Source organism: Prevotella sp. tc2-28 (assembly GCF_900107705.1).
Taxonomy (GTDB): Bacteria; Bacteroidota; Bacteroidia; order Bacteroidales; family Bacteroidaceae; genus Prevotella.
In genome coordinates, this window is record NZ_FNRE01000026.1 from 1 (window position 1) to 3,831 (window position 3,831).

2 protein-coding genes and 1 pseudogene are annotated in these 3,831 nt (G+C 52.6%); 1 reads left to right on the forward strand and 2 read right to left on the reverse strand.

The features are described from left to right. On the forward strand, window positions 1–1,595 hold a 1,595-nt coding region (locus BLU47_RS14345; RefSeq protein ID WP_143025592.1), incomplete at its 5' end, for an AAA family ATPase. Window positions 1,596–1,603: 8 nt separating this feature from the next. Here BLU47_RS14345 and BLU47_RS14350 read toward each other — a convergent pair. Continuing rightward, entirely contained in the window at window positions 1,604–3,247 is a 1,644-nt protein-coding gene (locus BLU47_RS14350) for a dipeptidase (protein WP_091964487.1), read from the reverse strand. A gap of 138 nt (window positions 3,248–3,385) precedes the next feature. After that, window positions 3,386–3,831 (reverse strand): annotated as a pseudogene (locus tag BLU47_RS14930) (hypothetical protein); the annotation flags it as partial.

Below are 3,831 nucleotides of genomic sequence, written 5' to 3' on the forward strand. Positions count from 1 at the left end.
AGAAGAAGTATGTCATCCTGGCACCTACGGGTATCGCCGCCATCAATGCCGGAGGACAGACACTCCACTCTTTCTTTAAGCTGCCCTTCCATCCGCTGCTGCCCAACGACTCACGCTATAACACGCGCAATATCCGCAAAACCCTCAAGTATAGCGGCATTACAACCAAGCTGTTGCGTGAACTCGACCTCATCATCATCGATGAGATATCAATGGTCCGGGCAGACATCATCGACTTCATTGACAAAGTGCTGCGTATCTACTGTCGTAATATGCGTGAACCCTTTGGTGGCAAGCAGCTGTTGCTCGTCGGCGACATCTTCCAGTTGGAACCCGTTGTCAAGGAAGATGAATGGCGTCTCATGCAGCCCTTCTACGCTTCAGCCTATTTCTTCGCTGCTAAGGTTTGGCAGGAGATGCAGCTGGTCAGCATTGAACTGCGCAAGGTGTACCGCCAGCGCGACACAGCATTCATCGACATCCTTGACCGTATACGTGAGAATGCTGCCACCACCACCGACATTGAGGCTATCAACAGTCGTGTGGGTGCTGATGTGGAGGTGTCTGCCGATGGAGACTCCTTCGAGGTGACACTGGCCACACGACGAGATACCGTTGACTATATCAACGAGCAGAATCTCGCCCAACTGGATGGTGCTTCGTCCGTATTCAAAGGCAACATACAAGGAGAGTTTCCGTTGGCTTCCCTACCCGCTCCGATGGAGTTGGAAATCAAGCCTGGTGCCCAAGTTATCTTCGTCAAGAACGACAAGGAGAAACGCTGGGTTAACGGTACCATTGGCGTGGTGACAGGTATAGACGAGGAAGAAGGCATTATCGGTGTTGTTGACGAGGACGGCCATGAATACGATGTGGTGCGTGAGGTCTGGGAGAACATGCGCTACACCTTCGATGAGAAAGAACAGAAAATCGTTGAAGAGCAACTGGGTGTCTTTGTCCAGTTCCCGCTGCGGTTGGCTTGGGCTATCACCGTCCATAAGAGCCAGGGACTGACTTTCCGTCGTGTGAAGATAGACTTCTCCGGAGGCGGAGCATTTGCTGGCGGACAGACCTATGTGGCCTTGAGCCGATGCCGCTCGCTGCAGGGAATCACCCTTGAGGAACCTATCCGTCCCACCGACATCTTCGTACGTCCTGAGGTCATTGCCTTCGCCCGCCGCTACAACGATGGGAAACTGATGCGCCAAGCCTTTTTCGAGAGTAAGGCAGACAAGGAGTATCATGATGCCGTGGTGTCATTTGACCATCAGGATTTCGATGCCTTCCTACAACATTTTTTCGTTGCCATCCATTCCCGCTATGACATCGAACAACCTGTTGTCCAGCGCTATATCCGTCGCAAACTGGGCATCATCACCCAACAGCAAGCACAGATCAGTCTGTTGGAAAAAGAAATCAGCAGGCGCGAAGACCTGCTGAAACGTTTGGCTGTAGAATACACCTTGCTTGGCAAGGAGTGCGAACAGGAACAGATGACCGATGCTGCTATCCGTAATTACGAGAAAGCCCTCGAACTCTATCCTGATGCACCAGAAGCCAAGCGGCGCCTAAAGAAGCTGAAGCGTAAATCCTAAGAGCATAATCACTCCGGCTTAACATATCGGTCGCCTGTTTCCTTGACCAGTTTACGGGCGAATCCTGCTGAATAGCCTGGACGCTTGACTTTGGCTCCCAGCCCGTAGGGAGTACGTTTGAAGTGCCCGTTCTCCTCTGGCTTTACAGCCATATCATTGTATTTCACTACCAAGTAGAAAGCCAGTTGTTTCCATCGAGCCAGCATGCGCTGTGCCTGGTCAACGCTGTATTCGTTCAGGAACTGCTGCATAGCTGCGGGCTGCATCTTCATGGCTTGGGCTTCTATGACTGCCTGCTGGTTGAAGTAGGCTGTCTGCAGCGAGTCGCGTACTGCCTTCAGTGATGGGAAGAGCATCGTGTAGCGCGGATAAACCATATTGCTCACCCAGTTCTCTACCCAGAAAGCGTTCTTGTCGCTGAACGTGACATCGTCGGCACCTGGCGTGTTGTAACACTCGGGCAACTGGGTCATCGAACAGTAAACCGGTGTATAGGCCACCATGTTACCGTCGTCATTGCCAAACCAGAAGCAACCTCCTACCTCGCGGGGCATCCACGAGCGCATCTGGCTGACAAAGGTCCATGCGGTCTGCTGTGTTGAGGTTGGACGCTCGTTGAAATACTTCTTGCCGTCTACCGTATAATATAATGGTGTCGGACGATAAGGCATCTCCCAGACGCCTGCACCCATGTCCGTTGAGTCGATGGCCATCGGGGTTCCCTCATAGTGGTCGCGCATGTCGGTGATGATGTCTGCCACGCTCAACTTCTTGTCGGGAACAACCCACAACGGCATGTCTTCTGCATCCTTGTCCTTACCCAGTGCCCACGGCAGATAGCGGTCCATTCCCTTCACATGGTGGTTGAAGAAGCTCCACACACGGGCATCACAGATGCGACGTCCGCCAAAGTCAGGAAACGCATAGGCATTCTTCCATGAGAAATCCTCGTCTTTGCCCTCGTACCAACCCATCTTACGGGCGTACTTGATGACATTCTTCGAGTAGCGCACATTCTCTTTGTCCTTCATCGGTATCTGTCCGATGCGACTCTGGTTGGCATGTCCGCAGATGGCATCATCAGGAATACGACGAGCCACCCATACCACACGTTCCTTCGAAACCTTACGGTCTGGACCGCAGCCTTGCATCTCCAGAATCCAAGCCTCATTGGGGTCGCAGATGGTAAACGTCTCACCCTCTGAGTAATAGCCGTACTGCTCAACCAGCGATGTCATCACCTGGATAGCCTCGCGAGCAGTCTTCGAACGCTGCAGACCGATATAAATCAACGACCCATAGTCGATAAGACCTGTCGAGTCCACCATTTCCTCACGTCCGCCATAGGTCGTCTCACCGATGGTCACTTGCCATTCGTTGATGTTGCCCACCACGTTGTAAGTCACCTCCGCCTCGGGAATCTCACCCAGGTATTTGTTCGTGTCCCACTCATAAATCTTGCGCATGTCACCCTTCTGGTGCTTGGCAGCAGGATAGTGAGCCAGTCGCATGAAGGCACCGTAAGAGTCAGCATTGTACGAGCAGATAACGCTTCCGTCAACAGAAGCTTTCTTACCCACGATAAAGTTAGTACAGGCCAGTGCATAGACACCTATGGCCAGTCCCGTCATTATTAAAGACAGTCTTTTCATATCATTATCTTTCCTTATTAATATAGTTTCAACTTGCAAAGATAGTGCTTTTTCTGCGAAATCACGGCTTTTTTTCAAGATAATATTCAAAAAGAGGACCGGCTTCGTTGCCAGTCCCCCTTTTCCACTTTCGGCCGTTTAGCCCTCATCAACTCCGTCGATGATGCTGCCGCTGTCACCGCCACCACCCTGGTTATCGCCACCAGTGTTATCGTTAGGGTTAGCGTTAGGGTTAGGGTTATCGTTAACGTTCCCGTTAGTGTCCCCCTTGGCAGCCGCAATCTCCGCCTTGGTCTTGTCGGTCCAGCTCAGCTTGACATCCTTCTTCAGCTCCTCGCGGGTGAAGTCGCCCGTCGACTGCGCCAGCAACTTGATGGTCTTCACGGCAGGACCGGTCTTGTCGCCCTCCTTCAGCGTGCCCATCGTAGCCGAAGCCACCTTGTCGCTCTGGGCGTCGTAGAGCACCTCCAACCCGTTCGACTCCACGGTAGCCTTGAAGATAGCCAGGTTGCCCACCTTCACCGTGTTGCCGTTGAGCACCATCTCTCGCACACACTTCACGAAGTCGGTCAGCACACCCACTA